The organism is Desulfomonile tiedjei DSM 6799, from assembly GCF_000266945.1.
Classification (GTDB): Bacteria; Desulfobacterota; Desulfomonilia; order Desulfomonilales; family Desulfomonilaceae; genus Desulfomonile; species Desulfomonile tiedjei.
This window is the reverse complement of the sequence record NC_018025.1, coordinates 5,421,185-5,444,832: the sequence shown is the minus strand read 5'-3', so window position 1 is coordinate 5,444,832 and position 23,648 is coordinate 5,421,185. Positions and strand designations below refer to the sequence as shown.

22 protein-coding genes and 1 tRNA gene are annotated in these 23,648 nt (G+C 51.1%); 5 read left to right on the top strand and 18 right to left on the bottom strand.

Translation table 11 applies throughout. The features are described from left to right. The first annotated feature begins 496 nt into the window (after positions 1–496). Positions 497–1,417, top strand: coding sequence for a ketopantoate reductase family protein (locus DESTI_RS23370; RefSeq protein WP_014812444.1), 921 nt, complete (start codon positions 497–499; stop codon positions 1,415–1,417). 55 nt (positions 1,418–1,472) lie between these two features. On the opposite strand, the gene DESTI_RS31470 is transcribed toward DESTI_RS23370, so the two are convergent. From DESTI_RS31470 to rsmH, 15 genes are all read right to left on the bottom strand, one after another. Continuing rightward, positions 1,473–1,751, bottom strand: a complete 279-nt coding sequence (locus DESTI_RS31470; protein WP_014812443.1) for a YkvA family protein — start codon at positions 1,749–1,751, stop codon at positions 1,473–1,475. A gap of 419 nt (positions 1,752–2,170) precedes the next feature. Continuing rightward, the gene (gene ftsZ / locus DESTI_RS23360; protein ID WP_014812442.1) at positions 2,171–3,382 is read right to left on the bottom strand and encodes a cell division protein FtsZ; all 1,212 of its coding nucleotides are present in this window, start codon (positions 3,380–3,382) and stop codon (positions 2,171–2,173) included. Positions 3,383–3,475: 93 nt separating this feature from the next. Beyond that, positions 3,476–4,708 (bottom strand): cell division protein FtsA, encoded by a 1,233-nt coding sequence (ftsA, locus tag DESTI_RS23355; protein WP_014812441.1) that lies wholly within the window; start codon positions 4,706–4,708, stop codon positions 3,476–3,478. Positions 4,709–4,714: 6 nt separating this feature from the next. Then, positions 4,715–5,554 carry a cell division protein FtsQ/DivIB gene (locus DESTI_RS23350; protein ID WP_014812440.1) on the bottom strand — a complete coding sequence of 280 codons (840 nt, stop codon included), beginning with the start codon at positions 5,552–5,554 and terminating at the stop codon, positions 4,715–4,717. Beyond that, entirely contained in the window at positions 5,547–6,482 is a 936-nt protein-coding gene (gene murB, locus DESTI_RS23345; protein ID WP_014812439.1) for a UDP-N-acetylmuramate dehydrogenase, read from the bottom strand. Before murB ends, DESTI_RS23350 begins: the two co-directional genes overlap by 8 nt. Next, entirely contained in the window at positions 6,482–7,882 is a 1,401-nt protein-coding gene (gene murC / locus DESTI_RS23340; RefSeq protein WP_014812438.1) for a UDP-N-acetylmuramate--L-alanine ligase, read from the bottom strand. The genes murB and murC overlap by 1 nt, the downstream gene beginning before the upstream one ends. Beyond that, positions 7,879–8,964 carry an undecaprenyldiphospho-muramoylpentapeptide beta-N-acetylglucosaminyltransferase gene (gene murG / locus DESTI_RS23335; protein WP_014812437.1) on the bottom strand — a complete coding sequence of 362 codons (1,086 nt, stop codon included), beginning with the start codon at positions 8,962–8,964 and terminating at the stop codon, positions 7,879–7,881. The genes murC and murG overlap by 4 nt, the downstream gene beginning before the upstream one ends. Next, positions 8,961–10,124: a putative lipid II flippase FtsW gene (gene ftsW / locus DESTI_RS23330; protein ID WP_014812436.1), complete on the bottom strand. Its 1,164-nt coding sequence runs from the start codon at positions 10,122–10,124 to the stop codon at positions 8,961–8,963. The genes murG and ftsW overlap by 4 nt, the downstream gene beginning before the upstream one ends. A 21-nt stretch (positions 10,125–10,145) precedes the next feature. After that, on the bottom strand, positions 10,146–10,340 hold the full coding sequence (locus DESTI_RS23325) for a hypothetical protein (RefSeq protein WP_014812435.1): 195 nt from the start codon (positions 10,338–10,340) through the stop codon (positions 10,146–10,148). Positions 10,341–10,362: 22 nt separating this feature from the next. Beyond that, positions 10,363–11,439, bottom strand: a complete 1,077-nt coding sequence (gene mraY / locus DESTI_RS23320; RefSeq protein WP_014812434.1) for a phospho-N-acetylmuramoyl-pentapeptide-transferase — start codon at positions 11,437–11,439, stop codon at positions 10,363–10,365. 2 nt (positions 11,440–11,441) lie between these two features. Continuing rightward, complete coding sequence (locus DESTI_RS23315; RefSeq protein ID WP_014812433.1) at positions 11,442–12,842, bottom strand: UDP-N-acetylmuramoyl-tripeptide--D-alanyl-D-alanine ligase; 1,401 nt, start codon at positions 12,840–12,842, stop codon at positions 11,442–11,444. Beyond that, entirely contained in the window at positions 12,839–14,395 is a 1,557-nt protein-coding gene (locus DESTI_RS23310; RefSeq protein ID WP_014812432.1) for a UDP-N-acetylmuramoyl-L-alanyl-D-glutamate--2,6-diaminopimelate ligase, read from the bottom strand. Before DESTI_RS23310 ends, DESTI_RS23315 begins: the two co-directional genes overlap by 4 nt. A gap of 2 nt (positions 14,396–14,397) precedes the next feature. Continuing rightward, the gene (locus tag DESTI_RS23305) at positions 14,398–16,365 is read right to left on the bottom strand and encodes a penicillin-binding protein (protein WP_014812431.1); all 1,968 of its coding nucleotides are present in this window, start codon (positions 16,363–16,365) and stop codon (positions 14,398–14,400) included. Further along, positions 16,355–16,702: an FtsB/FtsL family cell division protein gene (locus tag DESTI_RS23300; protein WP_014812430.1), complete on the bottom strand. Its 348-nt coding sequence runs from the start codon at positions 16,700–16,702 to the stop codon at positions 16,355–16,357. The genes DESTI_RS23305 and DESTI_RS23300 overlap by 11 nt, the downstream gene beginning before the upstream one ends. Before the next feature lie 4 nt (positions 16,703–16,706). Beyond that, on the bottom strand, positions 16,707–17,609 hold the full coding sequence (gene rsmH / locus DESTI_RS23295) for a 16S rRNA (cytosine(1402)-N(4))-methyltransferase RsmH (RefSeq protein ID WP_014812429.1): 903 nt from the start codon (positions 17,607–17,609) through the stop codon (positions 16,707–16,709). A gap of 642 nt (positions 17,610–18,251) precedes the next feature. Between rsmH and DESTI_RS23290 the strand changes: the two genes are divergently transcribed. Together DESTI_RS23290 and DESTI_RS23285 are read left to right on the top strand one after the other, a co-directional pair. After that, positions 18,252–18,339: transfer RNA gene (locus DESTI_RS23290), tRNA-Leu, on the top strand. A 239-nt stretch (positions 18,340–18,578) separates the two neighbouring features. Continuing rightward, complete coding sequence (locus DESTI_RS23285; protein ID WP_014812428.1) at positions 18,579–19,358, top strand: exodeoxyribonuclease III; 780 nt, start codon at positions 18,579–18,581, stop codon at positions 19,356–19,358. 299 nt (positions 19,359–19,657) lie between these two features. Here the strand turns inward: DESTI_RS23285 and hfq are convergent, their stop codons facing one another. Together hfq and miaA are read right to left on the bottom strand one after the other, a co-directional pair. Continuing rightward, positions 19,658–19,891, bottom strand: a complete 234-nt coding sequence (gene hfq, locus DESTI_RS23280; RefSeq protein ID WP_014812427.1) for an RNA chaperone Hfq — start codon at positions 19,889–19,891, stop codon at positions 19,658–19,660. 74 nt (positions 19,892–19,965) lie between these two features. Beyond that, complete coding sequence (miaA, locus tag DESTI_RS23275) at positions 19,966–20,892, bottom strand: tRNA (adenosine(37)-N6)-dimethylallyltransferase MiaA (protein ID WP_014812426.1); 927 nt, start codon at positions 20,890–20,892, stop codon at positions 19,966–19,968. A gap of 249 nt (positions 20,893–21,141) precedes the next feature. Here miaA and DESTI_RS29350 point away from each other — a divergent pair, with 249 nt between their 5' ends. Continuing rightward, positions 21,142–22,065: a polysaccharide deacetylase family protein gene (locus tag DESTI_RS29350; RefSeq protein ID WP_014812425.1), complete on the top strand. Its 924-nt coding sequence runs from the start codon at positions 21,142–21,144 to the stop codon at positions 22,063–22,065. A 151-nt stretch (positions 22,066–22,216) separates the two neighbouring features. Here the strand turns inward: DESTI_RS29350 and DESTI_RS23265 are convergent, their stop codons facing one another. Continuing rightward, the gene (locus tag DESTI_RS23265; RefSeq protein ID WP_014812424.1) at positions 22,217–22,456 is read right to left on the bottom strand and encodes a hypothetical protein; all 240 of its coding nucleotides are present in this window, start codon (positions 22,454–22,456) and stop codon (positions 22,217–22,219) included. A gap of 278 nt (positions 22,457–22,734) precedes the next feature. Between DESTI_RS23265 and DESTI_RS23255 the strand changes: the two genes are divergently transcribed. Further along, complete coding sequence (locus tag DESTI_RS23255; RefSeq protein ID WP_014812423.1) at positions 22,735–23,562, top strand: YdcF family protein; 828 nt, start codon at positions 22,735–22,737, stop codon at positions 23,560–23,562. Positions 23,563–23,648: the final 86 nt, after the last annotated feature.

Genomic DNA, 23,648 nt, shown 5'->3' with positions numbered 1-23,648 from the left:
ATTATCAGGAAGACGTATTTCCTATGAATCGGTTCAAATGGGGGAACAACCTCAACACCAGTAACCTTGGATCGGCATTCCAAGACAGTTTCCTTGTGCCTGTCCGTCCCGAATGACCGGCACGGAGGCCGGTCGCTACCGGGCACTTACCTGATCCGCCGGACCAGGGAGAACCATCACCAGGATTTCTCACTGACTCTCAACCGAACTAATACCATTTCGCAATTATGCATATAAGATGGCGAAGGCTGGGGTGTTCTGAGCGGAGTGATTAGACGGCCTTGCGTCGTCCGGAGCGAAGGATACCTCCAGCCTGCCGGATTATGAAAAGAAAAGCGAATCGGTATAATTATCTTGTATTGGAGCATGGGATAAACGTCAGAGTTTTTGGCAATCGCTCTATACGTGAATGGATAGAAGATTTCCGGCTTGAAACGTTTCCCAATGCATGCCAGAACAGAGATCTGAAACAGACACAAAAACACTGGAGGATTTGGTGAAAGAGATCAAAAACGTAGCAATCTTCGGAGCAGGCGCTATGGGTGCATACTATGCATCCAGGTTTTTCGAATCATCCGGATTTTCTACCGTGCTGCTTGCCCGGAATCCAAGACACGATCGATTGAAAGCTGAAGGTCTGACGGTCAACGGAAAGCACTATTCCATACCCGTGGTACACCCGGATGAAACTGCTTCACCCGCCGATCTTATAATCGTGGCCCTTAAGAACCACCATCTTCCAGAAGCGGCACACGATTTGAAGAATCTGGTCGGTGAGGGAACAACTCTCATTTCCGTAATGAACGGCCTGGACAGCGAAGAATATCTCGGCTCCATCTATGGCATGGATAAAGTGCTCTATGCCATAGCCGTTGGCATTGATGCTCTTCGGCAAGGAAACGAAATCACTTACACCAATCCGGGCAAGATTTATTTTGGGGAGTCCGACAATACGATTCCCAACGAACGAGTCCTGAATGTTCGGAATGCATTCGAACGAGCCGGGCTCGCATCTGAGATACCTGCCGATATGATGCGCATGCTGTGGTGGAAATTCATGATCAACGTGGGGATAAACCAGGCGTCTGCTGTCATGCGGGTGCCCTACGGAGTCTTTCAGACTTCTCCGGATGCCCAAAAATTAATGGAAATGTTAATGCGGGAGGTCTTGGCATTAGCACATCGTCTCAGGGTGAACCTCGTTGAGCAGGACCTGAACGAGTGGTCTAAAGTTCTTAATTCCCTGTCCCCTCAGGGAAAGACTTCTATGCTCCAGGATATTGAAGCAGGACGAAAAACGGAGGTAGAGTCATTCGCCGGGAAAATGGTTGAACTGGGCAAAATCCACGGAATACCGACACCTGCAAACGAAGTTGTACTGAGCATTATCCATGTGCTGGAGCAAACCAGAGCTTGATTTCTCATGTCGGAAATTCCGTTTTGGGACTCGGGGAACAGAATTATCCCCTCGTTCAGGTATAATTGTACCCGCATTCCGAAAGAACATTCTCAGGAATATGCCACAAAGCAAGGAGAATCAGTCCGGGCACAATAACCAGATCGTCCAGATGGCCGATTATCGGGATGAAATCGGGAATCAAATCGATGGGAGACATGAGATAAGCCAGCGCGAGCCATAAGAGCACCTTTGCCGTTCTCGGAGTCTTGGGATGCCGGTACACGGCCCGGTAAACATCGAGGCGAGCTTTCAAGGTACTCGCAACATCTTTGAGAGAAGATTTCAGCGACAACGCTGTGTAGCCTCCGAGAAATATATTGAGAATACACTGAACGAATCCGCCCTATCAAGTAGTACCGGTCCGCTTTTGTTCTTGTAATGTGGCAGGCTTGAGGTATCCTTCGCTCCGGACGACGCAAGGCCGTCTAATCACTCCGCTCAGAACACCTCAGCCTTCGCCATCTTATATGCACAATTGCGAAATGGTATGTCGGTCGGCACGGAGGCCGACCGCTACCGATACTACTTTGCATTGAAGAGGGAATAGTGGAGGATTCTCTCTTGACAAGAGTGTGTCCCTGAATCTCCTCCAAGGCGCTTTTATCATCCCCTGAAACCGAATTTCGTTCAGAAATTCGGTTTCAGGGGATGATAAAAGTTCTTGAAGGGGGTTTGGGGGAAACTTCTTTCAAGAAGTTTCCCCCAATTTTCTTAACTCTTGCGCAGGAAGGTAGGGATATCCAGATCTTCTTCGGTTTCCATGCCAAACTCATCCACAACGGTGAGATGCCTGCTGTTCTTTTCCCGCTGGGTGCGTCGAATGAATGCAGGCATGTGGGAATCTTTCGGTTCCGGTGGAACGATAGTCCGAGCTGACGAACGCTCGACCTTCGGTTCGTCGACATGAGCGGCAGAGGCGGGGGTTCGAGGACTTACCTGGACCTGCTCGGGTTGCTGAACCATGCAGTCTCTGCCGAATCCGGTGGCAATCACGGTGATGTTGACGGCATCGCCCATTTCTTCGTCGATTACTGCACCGAAGATGATGTTTGCATCATCATGGGCCTCATTTTGAATAACAGAGACAGCGTCGTTGATTTCCGACAAGGTCATATTGGAAGAGCCTGTCACATTGATGAGAACTCCACGTGCGCCGGTCATGGAAATATCTTCCAGGAGCGGGCTGTTGATCGCCATGCGAGTGGCTTCTTCGACACGACCTTCGCCGATTGCCGAGCCAGTCCCCATAAGTGCGATGCCTTTTTCCTGCATAATGGTCCGCACGTCCGCGAAGTCGAGGTTGATCAAACCGTTCACGGTTACGAGATCCGAAATTCCGCGTACACCCTGGAGCAACACGTCGTCGGCCTTGCGGAATGCATCGAGAAAGGAGATATCCTTTTTCAATGACAGGAGCCGCTGATTGGGGATGATGATCAACGTGTCCACCTCGCGGCGGAGCATTTCGATCCCTTCTTCGGCCTGACGCATCCGCTTCTTGCCTTCGAACAAGAAAGGCTTGGTCACGACGGCAACAGTGAGTGCTCCTACTTCCTGCCGGGCAATGCGTGCAATGATGGGAGCAGCGCCGGTACCTGTTCCACCACCGAGACCAGCGGTAATGAACACCATGTCGGCGCCTTCCAGCAAGTCGCGGAGATTGTCGTAATCCTCATTTGCCGCTATTCTTCCAACTTCAGGGTCTGCTCCTGCTCCAAGCCCTTTTGTCTGCTGATTTCCGATTTGCAGCTTTGTTTCCGCCAAATTATTCTGGAGGGACTGAGCGTCAGTATTGGCGGCAATGAATTCCACGCCGGTCAAACCTGACCGTATCATGTTGTTTACGGCGTTTCCGCCTCCGCCGCCTACACCTATTACTCGAATCAGAGCGTTACGATCGGATTGGACTTCAAAGTCCAGCATAGCCGGTACCTCCTCACATTAGAAATCTTTCGTCCCTTCCAGACAATGCCGAATTCCTCCGACGTGCCGGCATATTGCATTACATGTATTTCATCAAAATGCTTCGGTAAACCATTGTTTCATGCGCCCCATTACCCGGTCGAACATTCCGTTGCCCGCCTGGTAGGACGTGATGTCTACGCTCTTGTTCCGTGCCCCCCAGAGTACCAGTCCGACTCCGGTCGCATAGACAGGTGAATTCACTACGTCCACAAGTCCGCTTATCCCCACAGGGTATCCCAGGCGCACGGGCATATCGAAAATCTGTTCCGCGAGCTCGCAAATTCCTTCAATGGCGACGGTGCCGCCTGTCAGGACAATCCCTGACGCAATGGTTGGAAGCAGGTTGAATCGTTCCAGCTCTCTGCGGACAAGCCCCAGAAGCTCTTCCAACCTTGGTTCCGTGATGTCTGCCAGCCCGCTTCTCGAAAGGACGCGAGGCTGTCGTCCGCCTACTCCCGGAACGGTAATGGTCTCATCCTTGCTCACCATGGAGCCCAGTGCGCAACCGTGGCGTTTCTTTATCTTTTCCGCTTCCACCATGGGTGTCCTGAGCCCCACGGCTATGTCGTTGGTCAATTGTTCTCCGCCTACCGAGATCACCGAGGTATGCTGTATGGACCCCTCGGAGAACACCGCTATGTCGGTTGTTCCACCGCCTATGTCCACAAGAGCCACTCCCAGTTCTTTTTCGTCGGATGAGAGAACAGCTTCTGCTGCAGCCATTTGCTGAAGGATCAAATCATTGACCCTCAAGTTGCTGCGGTTGGCGCAGCGGATAATATTCTGGGCAGCAGAGACCGCACCGGTGATGATGTGTACTTTTGCTTCCAGGCGAACCCCGGCCATTCCGATGGGTTCTTTTATGCCTTCCTGGTCGTCTACCATGAATTCCTGGGGTAGAATGTGGATCACTTCCCGATCCATGGGAATGGCAACGGCCCGGGCTGCATCGATTACTCTCGCCACATCGACGGCGGTCACTTCCCTGTTCTTGATGGCTATGACTCCGTGGGAGTTGATACCTTTTATGTGGCCTCCCGAAATCCCGGCGAACACGGTCTCCGCCCGGCAGCCCGCCATAAGTTCCGCATCGTCAACAGCTTTGCGGATACTGGATACCGTCTGATCGATATTCACCACCACGCCTCGGCGCAATCCTTTGGAGGGAGCAGTGCCCAGACCGATGACATCTATCAGACCCTCGCTATTCACCTGGCCGATTATGGCGCAAATTTTGGTGGTTCCGACATCCAGGCCGACAACGGTGTTCTCGCTTCGTAACATATTTTTCTACCCCTGGAGGTGTGCCTTGTCCCATCGGACCAGCGCACGGTCCTCGAAGTCGAGATTTATTATTCGGGCGTTATTCCATTCTCCCTTTTGCGTCAAGAATCTTTTGAGTCGCCCGAACTTTTGGAGTTTGCCTTCAAAATCATTCTTGCCGAGTACAATGGTTTTTCCTGAACCTGTTTGCAGTGTCAGTCCTTCATCCGGATCGATTCTGATTTCGGATATGCCATTAGGATCGAGTTCCGCACCCGATCTTTCCACACTGTCCAGGAGCAAAAGACCGATCCTGATCATTTCCTGAATTTCGGCACCCTTGGTCTTCAGATCTTCCGGTCGGACACCCGTGAACAGCGGCAGACCAAGGGGATCTCCGGGCAGATGCCTTGTGAAGGGCTCCGCCTGTTCATCGACGTAGTACAGATTCCCCGCCACCAGAATTGCCCTGGGAGTCCGTTCTTCGATTTCGATTATAAGCTGCCCGGGAAAGCGCCTGTAAACGGACGCGGATCGTATCCACGGATGTCTCTTGAGGCGAGCCGCAATGGCGCTCAGGTCTACGGTAAGCAGATTGATGTTCCCTTCCAGTTCCGAAGCTTCCACAACTTCGGCTCTGGAGAGCTTACGATTGCCGGTCACATCCACCTGTTTAAGATTGAAATAGGGAACGTGCAGAAACAGAATATAGATAAGCACAGCCGCGAGAAGAGCGTCAATTCCGAGAAAGGTGAAGAGAGCATACTTCAGGAGCTTGCGATTACGGTTCTTTTTTGCCGAAGGATCGTCTTGACCTGGTTTCGGAAGCCTATTTTCAATAATCAGAGGACGTCGCATTTCACTCATGGGTCGAACCCTCGCTTATAACACAGAGCTCGAGTTCAAGATCTACATGCTCTCTCCGAAACACTTCATTCCGGATCGTTTCTATGAGCCGAAGAACATCTTCAGCAGTAGCGTTTCCAGTGTTGACGATAAAATTCGCATGCACTTCGGAGACCTGTGCCCCACCTGCCTGCATTCCTTTGAATCCTAATCGATCGATGAGCGAACCTGCCGGGAGGTCGGGCGACGGGTTCTTGAATACGCATCCGGCGCTCGGCCTGTCAGTAGGTTGCTTTTTCCTGCGGAGGGACCGAGCCGATTCCAGTTCTTCTTCGATAAAGCCCTGTTCTGCACGAACAAGCCTGATGATGCCCCTGATGGCCACGGAGCCTGCAGGCAGGCACATGGTTCGATACGTATAGTTCAGATCTTCTTTCGGTATCAAAATTTCCTTACCTGCGCGATCTACGAGGGAAATACTTTCAAGAAGATCTCCTATGGAAATACCACCGGCTCCTGCATTTGTCGCCACGCCTCCACCGAAAGATCCGGGAATACCCCAAAGAGCTTCCATTCCATGGAGCCCGGCTTTGCACGCACGTGAAACTGCGGCCGGCAAAGGCACGCCGGCGCTCAGGGTGACACGACAGCGGTCCGATCCGTTCTGGTGAATTTCCCATTCATCCAGTGCCGCGGTCCGGATGACCACACCCCGGAAGCCGTTGTCATGGAAGAGCACGTTCGTGCCTGCCCCCAGGATGAGGTAATCGATGTGTTCTTCGTGCAGATAACGGAGCAAGTTCCCGAGTTCGCTGGAATTTGTCGGTTCCACCAAAAGGTCGGCCGGTCCGCCGATTTTGAACGAAGTAAACCCGCTCAGGGCAGCGTTTTGCAGCAGTCTGCCTCTGATGATGTTTCGGATTTCTTCGATGTGGCGTTCCACGAGCATTACTTCCGGGATTCCTCTCTTTTCCGCAATTCTTCCAGGATTTCCGGTCCGATCCGGGTGACGTCACCAGCTCCGAGGGTTATCAGCATGTCTCCGGGTTTGAGATCCTTTGCCACCTCTGCAGGTATTGCCTGCCTGTCCGGGAGAAAGCGCACTGTTTTATGACCCCTGCTGTGAATTCCCTGGCTCAAGGCCCAGCCTGTTACGCCTTCAATCGGCTTTTCGCTCGCAGGGTAAATATCCATGACATAGAGCAAGTCCGCATCGTGGAAACACGTCAGAAAATCCTGAAAGAGCGCCTGGGTTCGCGTGTACCGATGGGGTTGAAACAACACCGCGATCCTGCTGGGGGCAATCTGACGTGCCGCCTGGAGCACTGCACGAATTTCCGTCGGATGATGTCCGTAATCGTCGATTATCGTAATCCCGTCAGCTTTTCCCCGAACCGTAAAGCGACGCTGAACACCGGGGAAACTCTCAAGAGCTTCCTGGGTGCATGCAAAAGGAACATCAAAGAGATCCGCCACTGTTACTGCTGCCAGCGAATCGACCAGATTGTGGATACCCGGCATAGGAAGACGAATTTCACCGAGTCGCGTGTGTTCCTTGTACACTTCAAAGCTTGTCACCCCGGATTCGAAGACCGGTCTGCGAGCATGAAAATTTGCCTGGGTCGACAATCCATACGTGATGAATCGCTTCTCGATATGCGGAATAATGTTCTGAACCTGCGGATCGTCCAGGCACACGATGGCATATCCATAAAAGGGAATGCGATTGATATATTCCAGGAATACGGACCTGATCTCCTCGATGGAGCTGTAACAATCGAGGTGCTCCAGATCCATATTCGTGACCACTGCTATTGTGGGAAACAGTTTCAGGAACGATCGATCCGACTCGTCAGCCTCGGCAACGAGCAAATCTCCTGCACCGAGCCGTGCACCACTGCCCAGGGTATCCAGTTTTCCGCCGATGACTACGGTGGGGTCCAGTCCCGCTGCAGACAAGACCGATGCAATCATCGAAGTGGTCGTGGTCTTGCCGTGCATTCCTGCAACCGTTACGGACGTCTGCATGCGCATCAATTCGGCAAGCATTTCAGCACGGGGAATAATTGGAATCATGCGTTCCCGCGCAGCCATAAGTTCGGGATTATCCATAGAAACGGCTGATGAAAAAACCACCACGTCTGCCTTTTCCAGGTGGTCCCTGTGATGACCGATCCAGATGCGAGCCCCGAGTTCTTTCAGTCGTTCGGTCATGCCCGAACCACGAACATCAGATCCGCTTATGCCAAAACCAAGCGCCAGCATGATTTCGGCAATCCCGCTCATGCCCACACCGCCGATGCCGACGAAATGAACGTCTTTAACCTGTTTGAAGAGCGTTCCGATCATCTCGGGCTCCTTTCCAGGTTGAGAAGTTCCCGGGCGATTTCTCGAGCAGCATAAGGACGTCCTGCTTGTTTTGCATTCTCTGCCATCTGTGCCAGTAATTCTCCGTTATCGATTAATTTTCCTATTTCTTTGAGCAGTGTACCATTCATCAAATTCGAATCTTTCACCACGCGGACAGCCCCTATCGCTTCGAGCACCGCTGCATTTCGAGCCTGGTGATCGCCGATTGCGTACGGGTACGGGATCACTATAGCGGGTTTTCCGAGTGCTGTGATTTCCGCCAGGGAGGCAGCTCCACTTCGGCACACGATCAGATCCGCCCAATGATACGCGGATCCCATATCATTGATGAATTCTTTTACTTCAGCCTGAATCCCTGCTTCTTCATACGCCGATTTCACCTCTTCCACCGCATCACGGCCGGTCTGATGAAGAATTCTGAGGCGATCCGCAAATTCCGCGATACTCGACACATTATCGATAATGGATTGGTTAATACTCCTTGCACCTCTGGAACCTCCAAAGATGAGAAGCCTGAATTCATCCTGCTGTTTCGGAAATTCTCTGCTACTCAGCAAGACTTCCTGTCTCACAGGATTGCCGGTCAGGATCGTCCTGTTGGATGGAGTAACAGGCTCGGTGTCCTGCCATGATATAAAAATACGATCCACAATCTTCGTAAGGGCCTGATTCGTTGTTCCCATGACAGAATTCTGTTCCTGAATCGCCGTGGGTATGCCCATGATTCTGCCGGCAAACACCGTCGGTCCTGACGCATAGCCGCCCACGCCCAAAACGCATCCCGGTTTGAATTCTCTGAGAAGAAATATTGACTGAAGCACTCCTACAGGTATTTCCACGGCTGACAATATGCTGTTGATTATGCCGGTCTTCATCATTCCCCGAGCGGTGATGAATCTGATGGGGAATTCGGTTGTCGGAATAATTCTGGCTTCGATACCGTTTTTTGTTCCCACAAAGAGAACCTCTGCGCCGGGATCTTCGGATTTCAGCGCACGGGCGATTGCGAGCGCCGGGAATAAGTGTCCGCCTGTTCCGCCTCCGGCAATAACTAATCTCATGGCTTCTCCTCACGAGCTTTCGATTGTGCGCTCCGGGTTATTGCCATAAGAATTCCTATTCCGGCAAGGTTCATGACCAAAGAGGTGCCGCCAAGCGAAACCAGCGGCAATGGCAATCCTTTCGTGGGAAGCAGTCCCATGGTGACTGCCATATTGACCATAGCCTGCAATCCAATAAGTGAAGTGATGCCGAATGCAAGCAGCCGTTGAAATTTATCGGTGTTTCGGATCGCAACAACCAGTCCTCGGCAGATCAGGAGATAGAACAAGAGAATCATGAAGAGGACACCGAGAAGACCCAACTCTTCCCCCACAACGGAGAAAATAAAATCCGTGTGAGGTTGAGGAAGGTAAAAAAGCTTTTGGATTCCTTTCCCGATCCCGGCTCCTGTCCAACCCCCACACGCGAACGCTATCAGGCTCTGAATGATGTGGAAGCCCGTATTCAGGCGATCCCCGAACGGATTCAGAAAGGCCATTAATCGCGCCCATCGGTAATCAGCACTCACAGCCACATATATGAGAAAGGGTAAACACAGGATTGCGCTGCCCACCAGATGCTGCAGCCGCACGCCGGCGACAAAGAGCATGAGGAATCCAACTATGGTCACGATCACCGCGGTACCGAAATCCGGCTGTAAAAGCACGAAGAACACCACTACTCCCATGACCAGGATGTGAGGCAGGAATCCCACAGCAAAGTCTCGTATCCCGTCGCCTTTCTTGGCAAGAGACCGGGCAAGAAATATGATCAGCGCATATTTTATGAACTCCGAAGGCTGCAAGAAAAAACCCAAAGGCAAACTGATCCATCTGTTAGAGCCGCCCATTTTGGCCCCGATTCCCGGAACGAACACAAGTATGAGGGCCAACATGCCGAGAACCATAAGCGGCACGGCAGTTCGTTTCCAGAAGTCCGGGTTGATCAGAGAGACCAGGTACATTATTCCGAGCCCCACCACCATGGCCAGGCCCTGTTTCTTCGTGTAGTAGAACCCGTCTCCGAATTTGGCAACCGCAATCATATACCCCGCGGAGGTAACCATGACGATTCCTATGGTCAGAATCACAACCACCAGCGCCAGAAGAAACGGATCGGGTCCCAACATTCTCCGTGCGGGGGAATTTCCTGGGATTTGCGGGGTCAGGGCAGGTTCCATACGTTACTCTCGGAAAGATTCTCAGACCATACGTCTGAGCGGCTGATACGATTCCGCCCCGGGAAATTTTCCGGGAAGCTTTCTCGTTTGAGGATTTTTCTCGGTAGATCCGCAAAGGTTCGCATTGCCGGACTGCAAGATCGAGCAGGAAACGGAGCACATTCGATCGACGTTTCCTAATCGAACTCCGTAATAATTCTTCTTTCTTCCTTTCACTGCGATTTCCCCTCCAGTTCGTTTACCGGAGCTTCAAGGTTCCCAATGCCAAGAGAGCGAAGATCACGGATATGATCCAGAATCGTACAATCACCTTGGGCTCGGGCCAGCCTTTCAGCTCAAAATGATGGTGAATGGGCGCCATGTTGAAGATTCGTTTGCCAGTGGTCTTGAAAGACGCTACCTGCAGAATCACCGACACCGCTTCAATAACGAATACGCCGCCTGCAATCGCCAGAAGAATTTCATGTTTGGTTACCACTGCCACGGCACCCAACAATCCTCCGAGTGACAGCGACCCCACGTCTCCCATGAACACTTCCGCAGGGTATGCGTTGTACCAGAGGAATCCCAGACCTGCGCCCAGCATAGCGCCGCAGAGGACTGTCAGCTCTCCGGCTCCAGGCACGTAAGAAACCTGGAGATAATGCGCCAGCTTCAAATGACCTGCGATATAAGCAAAGACCAGGTATGTGGCCGCGCAGATCATCACAGGACCGATTGCCAGACCGTCCAGCCCATCAGTCAGATTGACTGCATTAGAAGCCCCGGCAATAACCAGGGCAACAAACGGGATATACAGAATTCCCAAGTCGGGGTTTACGTTCTTGAAAAAAGGAACCGCAAGCGTTGTCTTGAATGCAGGATCGAGCCATAGCACGAACCCGACAATACCGCCTATGAGAAACTGAAACAGGAGTTTCCGTTTTCCTGAGAGTCCTCTGTGGTTCCTGCGGGTTATCTTGAGATAATCGTCAAAGAAACCGATTGCCCCATATCCAAGGACAACCAGCAGGACAATCCAGAAATACAGGTTATCCAGCCTTGTCCAAAGCAAACACGAGAAAGTCATGGCGAAAATTATCAGGAGTCCGCCCATGGTTGGCGTGCCGCTCTTTTCAAGGTGACTCTTTGGGCCGTCATCCCGTACCATTTGGCCGATCTGGAACGCTCGAAGATAATCCACAAGTGGACGACCGAGTAAAAAGCTAATCATAAGTGCGGTGAGCGTAGCCATGATCGCTCGAAACGTTATGTACTTGAATACATTAAACAAGATAAGCTGTGAACTCAAGGGATAGAGCAGATGATACAACATGGCTATTGCGCCTCCAGAATCCGATCGGCCATGGTTTCCATCTTCATAGCACGTGATCCCTTGACCAGAATAGAACCGAACTGCTTAATATCAGAACCGATTATGCTCCAGGCTTCATCCTTGTCCCCGGCCAAGATCAGTCTGTCAGCGCTTCCGCCCGCAGCTTGAAAACCCGAAGCAAAAGCCTGTCCGAAGCTGCCGATAAAGATTATTCGATCGATGCCCAACCGTGCCGTTTCCTCTCCTATTTGGCTGTGGAGCAATTCCGATTGGCTGCCCAATTCTTTCATGTCAGCTAAAAGCGCAAGTTTCCCATGATTGGGTCTTGACGCCAGAACTTCCAGTGCAGCTCGTACGGATTGCGGATTTGCATTGTAGCAGTCTCTGATCAGTATTCGACCGCCGGAAAGCTGAACGATCTCCATGCGTAAAGCTGGAGGAGCAAAGTTGCTCAGTGCTTCCGCGATGTCGTCCGGAGTGACTCCCACTGCATATGCCGCTGCCGCAGCAGCAAGCGCATTGCTGATATTGTGCTTTCCCCGTACCCGAAGGCTTATCTCTGCCTTGCCTCCAGGCGACCGAAGCTGAAAAACGGTTCTTTCCGACAACGACACGATATCTTCAGCTCTGAAATCTCCTGATTCGATACCGAACCTCACGATTTTACAGGAGACTTCTCGAGTCAGACTCTCCAAATACGAATTCCCGTGGGGAAGCACCGCTGTACCGGAATCGGCCAGTGCTCGAACCAGCTTGAACTTTTCCGCTGCCACGTTTTCGATCGTGCCGAGTCCTTCAAGGTGAACCGGACCTATAGTGGTTATCACGGCTACATCCGGCAGAGCGGCTCGAGCTAAATGTTCCATTTCACCATTGGTGTTTATCCCTGCTTCCACCACTGCCAAGGTGTGATGAGGGCCAAGGTTCAGAACGGTCATGGGCAGACCGATCATATTGTTCAGATTGCCTTTGGAAACCAAAGGCCTATGGGAACGCCCCACTGCTGAGGCTATCATCTCCTTGACTGTAGTTTTGCCCGAGGAACCCGTGACGGCGATCAGGGGGACGTGACTTTTCGAACGGTGGGCTGATGCAAGGTCAGACAACGATCGGAGAGTGTCCTGAACCTGGATCAGGACAATATTGGGGAAACGTTTGAGGTTTTCCCTGGTATCATCGCCGCTCCACAGACATCCTCGGGCTCCGGCTTCCAGGGCCGGAAGGGCAAAATCATGGCCGTCGAAACTGTCTCCTTTCAAAGGAACGAACAGATCTCCGGCTGTTATATCTCTTGAATCCGTCGATATTGCAGCAAAAGCCGTCTCCGGAGATCCGCACAAAAGCGTCCCCGCACATGCCCGAACAACGTCGGCTGCAATATAAGGTCCGCTGGATGCTCTCATAACGAGCCTTTCCTTTCTCCATTCGGACCTGTTCCGGATGCGTGTTTTCTCAATTCTTTCCGTATCACTTCTCTATCATCAAAAGGATACCGAACTCCTTTGATCTCCTGGTACGTTTCGTGTCCCTTTCCTGCCACGAGGAGAATATCGTCTCGGGAAAGGCGGTCAATCGCCCATGCTATGGCATTCCCGCGATCGGGAATCACTTTGTAGCAGCCGGGGTGCAGGGTTTTTCCATTCAGATCCGCGGGCAAAAGTTTGTACCCGGAATCCCGCACTCCAACTTCCACTTGACGAATGATATCGAGCGGATCTTCAGAACGCGGATTGTCGGATGTGACAATCACGAAATCGCTTCCGGCAGCAGCTTCGGCTCCCATGAGCGGCCGTTTCGCGGTATCGCGGTCGCCGCCGCATCCCATCACGGTAACGATACGGGACCGTTTCATGATTCGAAGCGCATCGAGGACATTCTTCAAGGCATTGGGCGTATGAGCATAATCGACGAATATTATTCCCTGTTCCGATTCCACTCGCTCCAGCCTGCCGGGGACAGCGCGAACTGCAGCCAGTCCTTGTTGTACTGCAGCAATGGGTATCTCCAGACATTCGCATACCGCGACAGCAGCAAGAATGTTCATGAGATTGAATGAACCCGCGAGTGCGGATTCCACTCGCACATTGCCTCTGGGAGTCACTATCGTACCGCGAATACCGTCGGGATCTACGGTGATGTTCAGAGGCCGAACCTCGGAATCTTCGCCAATGCCGTAACCGATAATCGGGTACCCTTGAGTTTCCCGGATCAATCGCAATCCGTATGGATCTTCCCAGTTGATCGCCGCCGCCTTTTTGGATTTGGAGCTGGACGGCAAGAGCCGATCGAACAGGATGCGTTTGGCCAGATAGTACTCTTCCAGGCTGCCGTGATAATCCAAATGGTCCTGAGTCAGATTCGTGAAGACTCCCAGGTCGAACTCGCAGCCCTCGAGTCTGCCGCGATGGAGCCCGTGTGAGGACACTTCCACGAAAGCATGGGTGACCGAGTCTCGGACCATATCGCGAAAAAGCATTTGAAGATCCGACGCTTCCGGAGTGGTATGTGCTGCGGCCTGTTCAGCCGTTCCCCAACGATGCGAAATAGTGCCCACAACACCGGGATATCCGCCTGCTGCTTTGACAATGGATTCGAGGAGAAACGTCAGCGTTGTTTTTCCGTTTGTACCCGTGATCCCGGTGAGTGACAGTTTCTCCGTAGGTCTGCCGTAGACTTCCGCTGCAGCAATACCCAGAGCAGCCCTCGTGTCCGGAACTAGTATCTCCGGCACTTCCTGAGATTGTATGGACCGGCGCTCTGCCATTACTGCAGACGCCCCGGCCTTTAGTGCCGCACCGATATAATTGTGCCCATCGACAACTTCGCCGCGCATGGCTACGAACAGAGAGCCCGGAAGACTCTTCCGGCTGTCATGGTGTACCGCGGTAATCTCTACCGAGGGATCTCCCACAATCTGGGCATTATTGAGAGCATGTGCAATTTCAGACAGTTTCATCGTTACGACTGCTGCCCTTCAAAAAATACGGTGAAAGGCGCCCCTTCCTTGATAGCTTGACCGGGTTTTACGCTTTGCTTTACTGCTTGACCGGTTCCCTGAAACGTGACGTCGCATTTCATTTTGCCGCAAACCTCGAGCGCCTGTCTCATGTCCAGACCTTTCAAGTCCGGAACGATCCATTCGCCGGGTTTGCTCCCTTTGCGCACGTGCACACTCCTCGGCAGCGAAACCGGTTTTTGGAAGCCACCTGATGAGGATGCAAGGATGATTTCCGGAGCACTGGGTTTACTGCCGCACAAAGACAGCACTGCTTCGCCAATTCTGCGGAATAATGGAGCAGCAACCTTCCCGCCGGTTCTGTTCTTGCCGGCAGGCTCATCAATTACCACGTAAATTACCAGCCTGGGTTTTACGCTCATAAGCGCGCCTACGAACGATACCACATATTTGTCCGGAGAATAACCTCCTGCAGGATCCGCCTTTTGCGCGGTGCCGGTCTTCCCGATAACGTCAGCTCCCGGTATTGCTGCGGCACGTCCGGTTCCTCGATCCACAACACCTCGCAAAATCTCGACGATCTTCTCGGATGTGGACTCTTTGATTACTTTCCGGACCAGAACCGGCGAATTCTCTCTGATAGTCTCGCCAACCGCGTTCGTTACGCTTTTCATAAGATGTGGCTGGTACAGCGATCCACCATTGATTGCTGCAGCAAATGCCGAAGCCAATTGCACCGCATTGAGCGATATTCCCTGGCCGAAGCTGATATTAGCTTTAGTCAACACCGACCATTTTGCCGGCATGGCCAGCATTCCGGGCCGTTCTCCGGGGAGATCTACTCCAGTAGGACTGCCGAAACCGAAAGCTGCCAGAATGGCATAAAATTCAGTCTTCTTGAGCTGTTCCGAAATTCGCACTGCACCAATATTGCTCGAGTGAATGATCACATCTTCAAAGGACAGTTTTTTGTAAGGAACAATATCGTGAATTTCCGCTCCGTTATATTTGTATATGCCGTTCCGGCAGTCAAACATCTCGCCCGCCGTAACTCTTCCTAAATCGAGTGCCGCGGCTGCCAGGAAAACCTTGAAGGTCGATCCCGGTTCAAAAGTGTCCGCAACAGCACGATTTCGCCGAACTTCCGCGGGCACTTTCTGAAAGACATTCAAATTGTACGTCGGACGAACAGCCAAAGCCAGAATCTCGCCCGTGTCGGCATTCATGACCACCACGGTTCCGCTCTTGGCCTGCTCTTTTTCAACCGTCTGATCCAATTCCTTTTCGACGATATACTGAATGTTGCGGTCCAGGGTCAGGTGCAGATCGCGTCTGTTAGGATCCTGACCTACAGACGTAAACATTACCGGCCGTCCCAGAGCGTCCCTCTGAGCAGTGATGGGGATGGGCTCGGCCTTGAGATCATCATCATAGTTCAGTTCCAGCCCTTCCAGCCCCTTGGAATCGATCCCTGCGAAACCTATGGCATGAGCTGCAAAACTCTTGAGTGGATAAAAGCGCTGATATTCGGTACTTGTCTCAATCCCCGGCAGATGAGCTTTAATGACTTTTTCCGCGATAATAGGAGAGACCCTCCGCGCAATCCACACAAAAGTCCTGTCGTCGTCAAGCTTTTGCAGGATTTCTTTTTCACTGATTTCCAGAATTTCTGCCAGCGTCTTTGCCGACACTTTTTTATCCGTCACCCTCTTGGGTTTTGCATAAATTGAATTTACTTCCAAACTTGCGGCCATCTGTTCTCCGGATTTGTCGAGGATCATGCCTCTTCGAGCCTCCAGATGGATGACCATGGTACGCTGTTTTTCGGCAAGTTTCTGAAGGTACTCAGCATCTGCGATCTGTAGCTTGTAAGCCTGCACCACGAGATAGAGCGTTCCCGCTGCGAAAAAAACTGCTACCAGGAGTATGCGATACACTTCCCAGTTTACGGATTTTGGCTTACGGTACATGGATCACCTTTCCCACGGAGGGAAATACGAGACCGATTTTCGATGCCTTGTTTTCCAGTTCCCTTGGAGACTGCAAAGAGGCAATTTCCAGGAGAAGTTCCCGTTTCCGCTTTTTCAGGTCATTGTTCTTGTTTTCTGCGCTCGATATCTGGTATCCGATCTGGACCAGTTGCATTCTCGTCCACACATAGAACAGTCCGACAAAAAGGATGGCCACGGAAAGCGCCATTACCATGGCAGGGCTTGCCCGGCGAATGCCTGAATTATCCAGAGCGTTTCTCAAGAAAACACTGGAGAATAATCTGGAAAACAGCCCTTTTGCCTGAGGTCGTTTCACGTTGTCACCCCAACTCTGCCGTCATATCGGACAGTGCTTCGATAACCCGCATCTGGGCAGATCTGGATCTGCGGTTCAACCTGGATTCTTCAGCCGAAGGTTTGATCGGCTTGGGAGTCAAAATCCTCCAGTTTTGGACATCTGGTTTCTTCCTCTGAAAGGAATGCTTTACGGCCCGGTGCTCCAGTGAGTGATACGATACGACGCAAAAACGCCCCCCTTTATTCAGGAGGAGCGGAATCTGCTCCAAAGCCGTCTCCAGATTTTCCAGTTCGGCATTGACTGCAATCCTGAGCGCCTGAAAAGTCCGTGTTGCCGGATGTATCTTTTCTCTCCTCCCACCCAGAGTCCGGGAGACTGTTCTGGCTAAATCCTGAGTCGTGACCAGCTCTCCACGATCTCTGGCGACGATCAACGATCGAGCTAATTTCTTTGAATAGCGCTCCTCACCATATGTTGCAAGTATTTCTTCAAGTTGTTTCACGGAAATCTTGCGCAAATACTCGAGTGCCGATTGTCCCGCGGTAGTATCGAATCTCATGTCAAGAGGGCCTGTTCCTTGAAAACTGAAGCCGCGCTCGGCATCTTCCAACTGATACGATGACAAGCCTAAATCCAGGACTGCTCCGTCTAAAGCGGCAATTCCCAGCTCTGCGAGAATTGTTCGGGCATGATGAAAGCCGCTGTGAACGGGCGTGAATCTTTCCCCGAACCTTTCCAGGCGCTTGGCAGACCTTGCGACAGCTTCCCGGTCCAAATCGACTCCCACAAGTCTCCCATCGGGGTTTGATGCCTCGAGAATTGCTTCCGCGTACCCTCCTCCGCCAAGCGTACCATCGAAATAGATGCCGCCTGATTTCGGACTGAGGGCCTCCAGGACCTCTCGCAGGAGCACGGGGACATGCAAGTTGACCTCCAGAGGGAGTATAGGCTCGCCGGAAGAAAGGACCCCGAACCGCGCCACCATCCTCTGGGGGCTTTTGCGTATTTCCAGCAACGGGCCGGCGGTCGATGGTTCCGGATCTTCTAAAAAAACACTATAACCGGAACCTTCCAATGTCAAGCTATTTTTTGCTTGTCTTTTTGTGAATTAATATTTAAAATACATGGTTTTTTTGAGCGCATCATTTAAAAATCAATCGGTTTCAGGCTCCTGGACTAAGAAGCACGATACGGCATCGACAGACGATCTCGTTAGAGTTATTCAGGACGAATTTTGGTATGCATCTTTAGGATTACACCTGTGTGTCTTTATAAGATTGCCAAAAATCCTAATGTTTATCCCATGCTCCAATACAAGCTACAGGTGGGGACCGGCGTCTCTGCCGGTCCATTCTCTCGATATCATTGATTATTGAATATGTGCCGGCACGGAGGCACGGCACCCACCAATATTCCTAATCTTCAATCGGACATTCATTTTGACAATTGCGATGGACGGTTCGTCCAAAGGCTCGGAATTCAATTTTTCCGTCCATGAGTGAAAGGTAACTACAAATCAGTGTTTTGGGCTTGACGAAAACGGACTCGATAGATACACTACCCATGTGCCGAAGTGGTGGAACTTGGTAGACACACCATCTTGAGGGGGTGGCGGGCGAAAGCTCGTGCCGGTTCGAGTCCGGCCTTCGGCACCAGAAAACGATTCCGGCCCCATGGTCGGATTTTTTAGTTTTGGGACCTACTATACAAATGTGCGTTCAAAGAAGTAACGTCCAGCAAATCCCGGACCGGCATGTCTCCGAAGCGAAGTCAGGCGGTGCCGTTCGTAGCGAAGGAGATTTGCCGGGATCGGCAAATAACAGGTTTCTCAATATTCCTTCTATGAAAGCACTTTGGTACAAAAACACGCCGTCTATCGGTTGCGAGGACCATCATGTCAAGGATCACGCGACTGCTCAGTTGGAATGTAAACGGAATCAGGGGAGTTCAAAAGAAGGGCTTTCTGGAATGGCTGGAGAGAGAGTCTCCGGATATCCTGTGTCTCCAGGAGATAAAAGCTCAACCGGATAATCTCGAAATATGCCTGACAGAGCCCCCCGGCTACACTTCCTATTGGAATTGCGCCCAGAGAAAAGGATATAGCGGTGTGGCGGTGTACACGAAAGAGCGGCCTACAAGCGTAGGACTGACTATGGGTATCGATCGATTCGATGTGGAGGGCCGATTTTTGCGTTTGGATTTTCCTGATTTCATCTTGTTCAATGTGTACTTCCCCAATGGGAAGATGGGGCCGGAGAGACTGCAGTACAAAATGGAATTTTATGATGCATTCCTCTCAATGCTTCAGGAATTACGAAAAGAGCAGCCTCGCCTTGTTTTTGTCGGGGACGTGAATACCGCTCACAACGAAATAGACCTGGCCCGCCCCAAAGCGAACGAGAAAGTTTCCGGTTTTTTGCCGATAGAACGTCGATGGATGGATAAGGTGGTCTCGGAGGGGTATGTTGACACGTTTCGCCATGCCTATCCTGATGCGGTTGAGTATAGCTGGTGGGATCTGAAATCAGGGGCGAGAAAGAGGAACGTGGGTTGGAGAATCGATTACGTATTCGTCACGAAAGAAATGTTACCCTCCGTGAAGCGAGCCTACATCATGCCGGAAGTGATGGGATCCGACCACTGTCCTGTCGGCGTCGATTTGGAAACGGCTTAGATTCCCATCATTTCTAAAAGAACCTTGTGGGGATCATCTTTGATTGTGAAAGCGCCCACCCCGCTGTACGCAGGACGGTACCCTCCAGGGAGCGATCTTATATCATTTCGCAATTATGCATATAAGATGGCGAAGGCCGAGGTGTTCTCAGCGGAGTGATTAGACGGCTTTGCATCGTCCGGAGCGAAGGATACCTCGGCCTCCCAGATTATGAGAAGAAAAGCGAATCGGTATTACGGACAGGCGGAGTTCCTTGTTCAACCGGAACCCCACCCTTGTCGAATCCGATCCGAATGTTTTTATACAAGCCCAGGTATCTTGGCACCGGGCTCCGCAGCCTGAATAAGACTGAGAGCATGCTTGTACACCAGCCTGATGTCATCCCTGTCTTCAATGATTATGCAAAAGCTGTCGAAACTGCGGACATATCCCTTAATGGATTCGCCCGACACGAGAAGCACCTGCACTTCTATACGTGCTTTTCGAACTTGATTAAGAAACTGATCTTGAATATTGAAATGAGTCTTCGGCATTTCCGCACCCCCGTGCACTCATCCCCAGGTAACGGCAGATCAAGCCGATCCGGGGGAAAAATCCCGGTCACAAGCTATGCGCCGAGAAAATTTGTAACCACACATCCGATCCCCTTGATTTCTCTAGGATCAAACCACAAGACATCGGGTTCGGAACGAAACCAAGTAAACTGCCTCTTTGCAAAATGTCGGGTATCCCTCTTCAGCAGGTCCGTTGCCGCCTGGAGATCCATTTCTCCGGCTAGAATCATCCCGGCATGTCGATATCCGAGAGATTGCATGGATTTTAGCTCCCGGCCGTAGCCGAGCTCATATAACGTTTCCGTTTCATCCAATAATCCACCCTCTATCATACTGTCAACCCGGTTATCAATCCGTTCGTACAAATGTGACCTCTCGGGTGTCAATCCGATATAAAGAAAAGTGTACGGCATGTCTCTGAAAGCATGTTCTTCATAAATCTGAGACATTTTTTTCCCGGTAATTTCATAAATCTCCAGAGCTCTGATGATTCTGGTCAGATTGCGGGGGCCGGTCTTAATGGCAGTCTGCGGATCGATTGCAGAAAGTTTCGTGAAAAGAGAGCCCGGCTCGTTTTGCTCGGATTCACGCAACATATTTCTCAAGTTCTCATCTGCAGACGGAAGGTCAGCCATTCCCGCCCGTAATAATTTAATATACAGTCCTGTGCCTCCCACAACAAGAGGAACACGTCCTCGCTCCACGATATCCTGTATTATTTTCCGCGCTTCACGAACGTATTCGCCCGCTGAAAAGCTCTCATCAGGGTCCTTTATGTCGATCATGTGATGGGGCACGATAGCTTGTTCGTCCGGTGAAGGTTTCGCCGACCCGATATCCATGTGCCGATAGACCTGGACTGAATCGGCGGATACGATTTCTCCCTGAATGCGCTCGGCAAGTCGGATTCCTATATCGGTCTTGCCCGCAGCGGTGGGGCCTGCAACAATGATAATCTTTGGTTTCTGTTCTGCAATCACGTGCTTCCTAATCCACACAGATGGGTTCGATTTTCCTTAACGATTCTTGACCATTTCATCAGAGAGTATAATGCATCTCTCTGCATTCAGCCATATGTTGGAAATTGTAACTCATTAGGCTGCAACATCCGCCGGCGCCAATCTCTAAGAAAGATTAGGCGTGTTTTGCATGAAATAGCACTATATTTTTGACTTTAGAACCTGTTATTTATATAATAGCGCTTCCGAACAACTTTTCTCGGATTTGCAATGACATCGTTCACTGTGAAGATTCACGCCGAATCCAGGAGTCGAGAAACTCGTTTGACCAGACGACGTTTCCTTGCACTGAGTACTAGTGGAATTGTCGTGACCAATTCACCGGGCTTTTCTCTTGTGGATGAGTTGACTTCTCTCCTGTATTCGCATCCTGATTACATAGAACCCAGACGAGGCGAAATGTCGCCTCCGAAAAAACAGCAACAAAATAAAGTGCATGATGATACCGGCGATGTCCAGCAGCCGTTATTTCTCACATTCGACGACGGCCCCATGTTCTGCACTGCGCACATATTGGAGCACCTTGCAGCGAGAAAACACAAGGCCACCTTCTTTGTGATCGGGCGGAATCTGGCTAATCCCAAGCTTCGGCACCTGGCTGTAAAAGCATTACATGAAGGCCATGAGATAGCCAATCACTCATACGAGCATCCCAATTTTTCCTGGATTTCCACCAAGCGGGCACAGAAAGAAATTACTGCCACTCATGCGCTAATTGAAGAGGTAATCGAGGAATCCGGAGTTTCGCCCACAAATCAAAACAGATTCTTCCGATTTCCATACGGCGATTCAGGTTCGCAGAGCACGAGACAAGCCTGTGACGAAGTATTATTGGATCTGGGTTACCAAATTGCCGGGTGGGACTTGGACACGAATGATTGGCGCATGGAACTGTACTGGTATGCGCGCTCTTCCGCGCAAGTTATCGGAACGATGTATCGAGCGAAACCGCGGGATGTTGTCCTCCTGCACGATCGAGGAAAGACTGCCGATAATCTTCCTGCAATGTTGCAAGCGGTGGAGACTCGAAAGCTCGTTTCACTTCCGCTTTCTCTTTATGGCGGAACCGAATCGCCTTCTTCTTTGACTCTGGACGACATCTTGCCGATACTCAACAGCTCCCTGAACAGATAGCACGCTTTCTATTATAGAATCTACACGTATGGCGAGTGGAAGGGATTTCGCGATGGGAATGAATGGCTCTTACGTGCCGCAGAACCACATTCAAGTGGAACCGCACTCATAAGAAAAGGGGAACAGAAGAAGACCGGCAATCGTATCCGAACTAGAAACCTTCGGCCTGAATATAGATTCGATTGGCGTCGGGATGATTGCTCAACGGCTTTCCGTGGGCATCGAAACCGGTCGGAGGCAGTTGAGGAAATACTTTAGGCACGGGTCCCCTATCCAGACCGAGCTGATTCGCAATTGCATCAAACGTGTATCTCAATATCCCGAAGGCATGGGATGCAGCCGGATAGGATAGGCTCAAAATCATTAAGAGTACCAGAATCTTCTTTTTCATGGCTTACTTTCCGACAGATTGATGCTCCATGGATACATTTTTTTCCAAGGGATGTCAACACAAATATGCATGAAGAAAATCGAGACATTTGCTTCAACCATTGAAAAATGCATCTTATTTTGCTATGCGGTGATAATCGGTTTTCAAATGCCGATGGAATCGGGAGATTTTCTTCTCACGACTGGGGTAAAGAGGCACATTTTTCCTTTGAACGAATGCCTCCAAACCGTAATCGATGCCGGACGCGGAACACGATTTTATATTTCAAGGATAACTGAATGGATTTTTTGGCGTACACTCTCAAAAAGGTTGTAAGTGTGTTTGTTTATCCGGTCGGGTTTTCTCTCCTCCTGTGGCTCATGGGAATGGTGCTGTGGCTTGCCGGAAAAAAGAACAAGATCTGCTTCGCTTTTTTCGCGGGATCGGGGGCGATTTTGTTGATCATGTCTCTGCCGATAACATCCTTCAATCTGTTCCGTAATCTTGAAAGCAAAGCGGGAACCTATGCCGATCCATCGGAGCTTTCGCGGCTGGACGTCCGGTATGTAGTTGTGCTTGGTGGAGACGTCAGGGCCGGCAGCCTGACTCCAGCGGATCGGATCGCCAGCACATCCCTGATACGAACGCTCGAGGGTATCCGTTTGTGGAAAAGAATTCCCGGAGCCAAGCTGGTTTTTTCCGGAGGAAGCGATAGTCCGGGGGTCATAACTACGGCAGAAGGAATGGCTGCTTTTGCGCATGAAATGGGTATTCCCGGAGATGCGATCATATTGGAAAGCCGTTCTCTGGACACTGAAGAAGAAGCTCGCTTGCTGAAACCACTTCTCGAAAACCAAAAGTTTGCCCTGGTAACAAGCGCGAGTCATATGAACCGAGCACTCGTGAATTTCAGGCGGGTTGGATTGGATCCTATTCCGGCTCCATGCGATTTTCAAGGGAAGACCTTCGTGCCTACCGTGGCGCGCCTTTTCCCTCGAGCGAACGCCCTGGCCGAGTGCAATACGGCGATCCACGAATATCTGGGAATGCTTTTTCTTTGGCTGAAGGATGGAGGGAATCTCGGGACGCCGAAAACGATTTATTCGGATATTCAATCGAACAGGTAAAATTGGAGTAACCATTCAGTTATGTATGGAAAAGGTTTCTGCAGCCCCACAGGGGCTACCCAATAGTAGCCGTGGGTGCAAACCCA